This window comes from Methylobacterium sp. WL18 (assembly GCF_008040015.1).
Lineage (GTDB): Bacteria > Pseudomonadota > Alphaproteobacteria > Rhizobiales > Beijerinckiaceae > Methylobacterium > Methylobacterium mesophilicum.
In genome coordinates this window covers 1-6,656 of record NZ_VRVD01000246.1, presented here as the reverse complement: position 1 = coordinate 6,656, position 6,656 = coordinate 1, and the positions used below count along the sequence as shown (strand labels likewise).

Sequence of the window (6,656 nt, the reverse complement as noted above, 5' to 3'; positions counted from 1 at the left end):
CACCCGCGCCGAAGGCCGCCCCCGCCGCCGGAGCGCCGGCCGGCCTCACCCTCGATCAGGTCCGGGGCTTCTACGCCAAGGGCTCCTACGAGGAGGTGCCGCTGGACGGCATGCGCAAGACCATCGCCAAGCGCCTCACCGAGGCGATGCAGGTGGCCCCGCACTTCTACCTCACCGTGGATTGCGAACTCGACGCGCTGATGAAGCTGCGCGAGACGCTCAACGGCTCCGCCGGCAAGGACAAGGACGGCAAGCCGGCCTTCAAGCTCTCGGTGAACGACTTCGTCATCAAGGCGATGGGCCTGGCGCTCACCCGCGTGCCCGCCGCCAACGCGGTCTGGGCCGAGGACCGGGTGCTGCGCTTCAAGCAGGCCGAAGTCGGCGTGGCGGTGGCGATCGACGGCGGGCTGTTCACCCCGGTGATCCGGCGGGCCGACGAGAAGACCCTGTCCACCATCTCGAAGGAGATGAAGGACTTCGCCGCCCGGGCGCGCGCGAAGAAGCTCAAGCCCGAAGAATACCAAGGCGGCGTCACCTCGGTGTCGAACCTCGGCATGTTCGGGATCAAGCACTTCACCGCGGTGATCAACCCGCCGCAATCGAGCATCCTGGCGGTGGGCGCCGGCGAGAAGCGCGTCGTCGTCAAGGACGGCGCTCCGGCGGTGGTCCAGGTGATGACCGCCACCCTGTCCTGCGACCACCGCGTCCTCGACGGCGCGCTCGGCGCGGAACTGGTCGCGGCCTTCAAGGGGCTGATCGAAAACCCGATGGGCATGTTGGTCTGAGCCGGAGCACGCAATGTCCGACACCTACGACATCCTCATCATCGGCGCCGGCCCCGGCGGCTACGTCACCGCGATCCGCGCGGCGCAGCTCGGCTACAAGACCGCGGTGATCGACCGGGAGCACCTGGGCGGCATCTGCCTGAACTGGGGCTGCATCCCCACCAAGGCGCTGCTGCGCTCGGCCGAGATCTACCACTACATGCAGCACGCCTCCGATTATGGCCTGTCGGCCAAGGAGGTGTCGTTCGACACCGCGGCCATCGTGAAGCGCTCGCGGGGCGTCTCAGGCCGGCTCAACGGCGGCGTCGGCATGCTGCTCAAGAAGAACAAGGTCGACGTCATCTGGGGCGAGGCCTCGGTCGACAGCGTCGCCACGGGCAACCAGCCCGGCCAGGTCACCGTCAAGGAATCGAAGCGCGCCGAGGCTCCGAAGGGCGCCAAGGGAGCGGGCAGCTACCAGGCCAAGCACATCATCGTGGCCACCGGAGCCCGGCCGCGGGCGATCCCCGGGATCGAGCCCGACAAGAAGCAGATCTGGACCTATTACGAGGCCATGGTCCCGGAGACGATGCCCAAGAGCCTGCTCGTCATGGGCTCGGGCGCGATCGGCATCGAGTTCGCCTCATTCTACCGGACCATGGGCGCCGAGGTGACCGTGGTGGAGCTGCTGCCGCAGATCCTGCCGGTGGAGGATGCCGAGATTGCGGGCCTGGCGCGCAAGCGCTTCGAGAAGCAGGGCATCAAGATCCTCACCGGCGCCAAGGTGACCAAAGTCGAGAAGGGCGCCGATTCCGTCACGGCGACCATCGAGGGCGGCGACGGCAAGACCCAGCAAATCACGGCCGAAAAGCTGATCTCGGCGGTGGGAGTGGTCGGCAACATCGAGAATATCGGTCTCGAAAAGCTCGGGGTGAAGATCGACCGCGGCATCGTCGTGACCGACGGGCTGGGCCGGACCAACGTCCCCGGTCTCTACGCCATCGGCGACGTCGCCGGCCCGCCGATGCTCGCACACAAGGCCGAGCACGAGGGCGTCATCTGCGTCGAGACCATCAAGGGCCTGCACACCCACCCGATGGACAAGGCCAAGATCCCGGGCTGCACCTATTGCCAGCCGCAGATCGCCAGCGTCGGCCTCACTGAGGCCAAGGCCAAGGAGCTGGGCTTCACCGTCAAGGTCGGCCGCTTCCCGTTCGCGGGCAACGGCAAGGCGATCGCGCTGGGCGAGCCGGACGGCCTGGTCAAGACGGTGTTCGACGCCAAGACCGGCCAGCTGCTTGGCGCCCACATGGTCGGCGCCGAGGTGACCGAGCTGATCCAGGGTTACGTCGTGGCGATGAACTTGGAGAGCACCGAGGAAGAGCTGATGCACACGGTGTTCCCGCACCCGACGCTCAGCGAGATGATGCACGAAAGCGTACTCGACGCGTATGGCAAGGTGATCCATAGCTGACGGTCGATACCGGGCGCGGAGGCGGCTCGCTCGCCCCGCGCCCTGGTTACGCGCACAGCAGCCCGGAGACACATCGTGCTCCGGGATCGCTCAGTTCCACTCGCAAAGACGATGGCTGTGGCGAAGGCTTCGGAGATTCCAATCTCTCCCCTCATCCTGCTACCGGATTCACGCATCGGTGTCGGCAGTACGGGTGCAGGATGGAGCGCGGGTCCCCTCTCCCGCACGGGAGAGGGGGCCGGTCGCGCTCTATCGCGAGCGGCGGTGTCCGATGCAGATGTGTAAACATCGTAGCCTCATCCTGAGGTGCCCGGCGATCGAAGATCGCTGGGCCTCGAAGGAGGGCTTCAGGGATCGCGGAGACTTCTGGAGGGCTCCTTCGAGGCCTCCGCTTCGCTGCGGCACCTCAGGATGAGGGTTAGGGTGGGAAGGTCCGCTCAATCCGCCGCTAGGTTGCAGACTCGGTGTTCTGGCGCGACGAAGCCATCAGGGCGAGGCTGATGGCCTGGAACAGGGCGATTACGAACACGGTCGCCAGACTTCCCCCAAGAGGAATCAGCGCCAGGGCCCACGGGTCGAAACCACGGACCAACAGCAATGTGACAGCGCTTCCGATCACGGACGCGAGGATCATGCGAAAAATACAGCATTCCGACGGTTGCATGATCCCTCCCGGTCGGCAGCCCCCCAACCTATAATTGTAATTCTAACCAAAACTTGCAATCGAAAATAGTACGCAGCGCACAGCCACGTCGCGTGATCGACGTTCCCCTTTCCGCCGCCGAGGCGGATTCGCGGTCTGCGGCCTCGACCCGTTCGGCGATCGCGCGACGAGACTGCGGGACCGTCTGCAGTGGAGCTGGGTTTACCGAAAACTCCAAGCGGCCCGGTTCGGCGGCGGCATGAGGGCGGAAGCGGTCACCCGTTCCCGCGCTCCACCGGCTCCGCCTGATCCTGCGAGGGCACGTAGGCGCACCATTCGCAGATGCCCCGCTCGGCACCGCGGCTGGCGTTGCGCTGCGAACAGAGCGGGCAGACGAGCAGGATCAGCCGTCCGCCCGACCGGAGCGCAAGGCCCCGCCCGCGGAACGTGACCTCCGTCGCCTCGTCGCCCGCCCGCCGATCGCGCATCCTGTCGCTCATCGGGCCTCCGCGGCACCGCGCTGCGGGTCGGCGGGAGAGGGGATCCGAACCTTCGATTCCAACGGCATGGCGACGCGACCCTCGAACGAATCCAGGGATACAAGCTCCGGGCCAACGAATGGCTCCGCTTGGCCTGCAAATCCCACGGATGCGCCGGGCGCAAATCCTGCCTAAGAGTTTCCGCGGCCGGGAGCGGTCCGCCGGGGTGATTCCGGTCCGGAGCGGGCGCGCGCAGGCGGTCGAGGTCACGCAGCCGTGCCCGATCGCAGCGCGATCGAGCACGGTTCTCAGGCAGGAGCTTTGTGGGATACGATGCCGGAGCAAGCACAGACGACGACGGCCGAGAGCGGCGTGCCGACCTTCGCGGACGTCGCCCGGGCCGCGGAGCGGATCGCCGGGATCGCCCACCGGACCCCCGTGCTGACCTCGCGCACCGCCGATGCGCGGACCGGCGCAAAACTATTCTTCAAGGCCGAGAACCTGCAGCGGGGCGGCGCCTTCAAATTCCGGGGCGCCTACAACGCGATCAGCGCCCTCCCGGAGGCGGTCCGTGCCCGCGGGGTGCTGTCGTTCTCCTCCGGCAACCACGCCCAGGCGATCGCCCTGGCGAGCCAGCTGCTCGGCATCCCGGCGACGATCGTGATGCCGGGCGACGCCCCCGCGGCCAAGATCGCGGCGACCCGGGGCTACGGCGCCGAGGTCGTGCTGTACGACCGCTACACCCAGGATAGGGAGGCGCTCGGCCGGGAACTCGCCGAGCCCCGGGGCATGACGGTGATCCCGCCGTTCAACAACCGCGATGTGATTGCCGGGCAGGGGACGCTGGCGCAGGAGCTGATCGCGGAGGCCGGGCCCCTCGACGTGCTGGTGGCCTGCCTCGGAGGCGGCGGCCAGCTCGCCGGCTGCGCGCTCGCCGCCACGGAATTGTCGCCGGGCTGCCGGGTGATCGGCGTGGAACCGGAGGCCGGCAATGACGGGCAGCAATCGTTCCGCGGGGGCGCGATCGTCACCATCCCGGTACCCCGGACCATCGCGGACGGGGCGCAATCGACGGCGCTCGGCGACCTCACCTTCGCGATCATCCGCCGGGATGTCGCCGACATCCTGACCGTCTCGGACGCCCAGCTCGTCGAGACCATGCGGTTCTTCGCCGAACGGATGAAGATCCTGGTCGAGCCGACCGGCTGCCTGGCGGCGGCGGCGGTCCTGCACGGGCTGGTCGACATCACGAACAAGCGCGTCGGCGTGGTGATCAGCGGCGGCAACGTCGATCTCGCCACCTTCGCGCGGCTCACGGGCGAAACGGCCTGACGCGCCGAATGCCGCGGCCCTGTGGCCCGACCGTAGTGGACCGGGCGGGGACGGATGCTTATCTTGTGTCTGTCAGAATGCGCGCTCCCGGGCCTTGAACCCGGATGGGCGGGAGGGTGACGATGTTTGCAGGCTTCAAGGTTCTTTCGCTGACCGATCGCGCGGCCGAGCGGATCAAGGCGATCATGGCGGATGCCGACCGGCCGATCGCGGGCCTGCGGGTCGGCGTCCGCAACGGCGGCTGCGCCGGCATGTCCTACACGATGGAATATGCCGAGGCGGCCAATCCCGGCGAGGACGTGGTCGAGGATCGCGGCGTCCGGGTGTTCGTCGATCCCAAGGCGGTGCTGTTCCTGCTCGGTACCGAGATGGACTTCACCACCACAAAGCTCGCCTCGCAATTCGTGTTCAACAACCCGAACCAGACCTCGGCCTGCGGCTGCGGCGAATCGGTAGCGATCACGCCGGTCTCGGAAGACCGGATCCCGGCCCGGGTCTAAAGCATCATCCCGAAAGGTGGTTTCCGGCTTTCGGAAACGGATGATGCGAGATCAAACGTCTCGGCCTCGCGTCAGGCCACCTGCGGGAGCGTCTCGGCCGCGTCGTCCACGACGCGGTTCCGGCCGGCGCGCTTGGCCGCGAACATGCACAGGTCGGCGCGCTCCAGGAGTGAGGCCGGGCTGTCGCTGGCGTGCAGAACTGCGATGCCGAGCGAGATCGTGACCTTGCCAAGCGACTCGCCGGTCGAGCGCTTCACGAGTTCCCGTCCCATCACGCTGGTCCGGACCTTCTCGGCCACCTGTCGGGCGAGGACCCGGTCGGCGCCGGGCAGCACGATGCCGAACTCCTCGCCGCCGAACCGGGCGAGCAGCGCCTGCGTGCCGGCATTCTCCCGCATCACGATCGCCACGAGCCGCAACACCTGATCGCCCGTGAGATGGCCGTACAGGTCGTTGAAGCGCTTGAAGAAGTCGATGTCGAGCACGACCAGGCTCATCGGCACGTCCCCGAGGCGGGACGCCTCCAGGGTCGCCTTCAGCATCTCCTCGAAATGCTTGCGGTTCGCCAGCCCGGTCAGCGCATCGGTCAGGCTCTCGAGCCGGCTCGCCTCCAGCTTCTCGCGCAGGGTCTCGATCTCGGTGCGGGTCTCGCGCATCCGTGCCTCGAGGACACGGTTGTTCACCGCGACCTCGCGGGTGGTGGAGACCAGGGTCGAGACGATCTCGCCGAGGCGCGCCCGGGTCGGCATGCCCTCCTGGGCGAGATCCTGGGCCAGGCCGCGCAGGGCTTCGCCGTATTGCGTGGTCGAACCGAGCGACAAATCGAGGATCTCGGTCACCGCTTCGATCTCGTCGAGCACGCTGCGGCTGACGTCGCCGGCGGCACTCGTGAGCTGGCGCCCGTCGAGATAGGTCTCGTGCAGGTCGTCGATGTCGGACTCGGTCAGGCAGCCGTTCTGGGTGGTCCGACGCTTGACCGCGTCGCCCAGCAGCGGCAGTTCGCCCGACACGTAGGCGTACCAGACCGCGTAGGTGCGGGGGGTGGCCGAGGGACCGTAATCGTGGATCAGATCGTGCGCCCGCTTCGCAAGCGCGAAGCTGCGGTCGCGATCCGAATAGGTCTCCTGGCTCATCCGTAACCCGCGGTCCGAGGCCGCCGGTGGATCACTAAACACGGCCCAAAACCAGTCTAGTGCCGGTTCGTAGCCGGAACGTTAAGCCGGGCGTTACTTCTCTTTCTTTGCCAAAACTGGTCGAAGCAAGAAGGCCGGAACGTGTGAGCCGAGTCCGATCGGGGTATCCCCGTCGGGCTCGTTGCGGCGGCCGCGCTCCTCGCGCACCCGCTCCTCGCGGACGGGCTCGGGACGCGGGGTACGGATGAGCCAGGAGACCTATTCGGATCGCGACCGCAGCTTCGCGCTTGCGAAGCGGGCGCACGATCTGATCCACGATTACGGTCCCTCG

7 protein-coding genes are annotated in these 6,656 nt (G+C 67.5%); 4 read left to right on the top strand and 3 right to left on the bottom strand.

The window, feature by feature from the left end:
* Nucleotides 1–785, top strand: a 785-nt coding sequence (locus FV228_RS17015) for a 2-oxo acid dehydrogenase subunit E2 (protein ID WP_187277786.1), incomplete at its 5' end; no start/stop codon positions are given.
* A 13-nt stretch (nt 786–798) separates the two neighbouring features.
* Nucleotides 799–2,238 carry a dihydrolipoyl dehydrogenase gene (gene lpdA / locus FV228_RS17010; protein WP_147855711.1) on the top strand — a complete coding sequence of 480 codons (1,440 nt, stop codon included), beginning with the start codon at nt 799–801 and terminating at the stop codon, nt 2,236–2,238.
* 448 nt (nt 2,239–2,686) lie between these two features.
* Here lpdA and FV228_RS17000 read toward each other — a convergent pair whose 3' ends face one another.
* Both FV228_RS17000 and FV228_RS16995 read right to left on the bottom strand, forming a co-directional pair.
* Nucleotides 2,687–2,872, bottom strand: coding sequence for a hypothetical protein (locus FV228_RS17000; RefSeq protein ID WP_246693931.1), 186 nt, complete (start codon nt 2,870–2,872; stop codon nt 2,687–2,689).
* 284 nt (nt 2,873–3,156) lie between these two features.
* Complete coding sequence (locus FV228_RS16995) at nt 3,157–3,381, bottom strand: hypothetical protein (RefSeq protein ID WP_147855709.1); 225 nt, start codon at nt 3,379–3,381, stop codon at nt 3,157–3,159.
* Nucleotides 3,382–3,693: 312 nt separating this feature from the next.
* On the opposite strand from FV228_RS16995, the gene FV228_RS16990 reads away from it, so the two are divergent.
* Nucleotides 3,694–4,692 carry a threo-3-hydroxy-L-aspartate ammonia-lyase gene (locus FV228_RS16990; protein ID WP_147855708.1) on the top strand — a complete coding sequence of 333 codons (999 nt, stop codon included), beginning with the start codon at nt 3,694–3,696 and terminating at the stop codon, nt 4,690–4,692.
* A gap of 122 nt (nt 4,693–4,814) precedes the next feature.
* The gene (locus FV228_RS16985) at nt 4,815–5,192 is read left to right on the top strand and encodes an iron-sulfur cluster assembly accessory protein (protein ID WP_147855707.1); all 378 of its coding nucleotides are present in this window, start codon (nt 4,815–4,817) and stop codon (nt 5,190–5,192) included.
* A gap of 71 nt (nt 5,193–5,263) precedes the next feature.
* Here the strand turns inward: FV228_RS16985 and FV228_RS16980 are convergent, their stop codons facing one another.
* Nucleotides 5,264–6,325, bottom strand: coding sequence for a GGDEF domain-containing protein (locus FV228_RS16980; protein WP_147855706.1), 1,062 nt, complete (start codon nt 6,323–6,325; stop codon nt 5,264–5,266).
* Between the last annotated feature and the right edge of the window lie 331 nt (nt 6,326–6,656).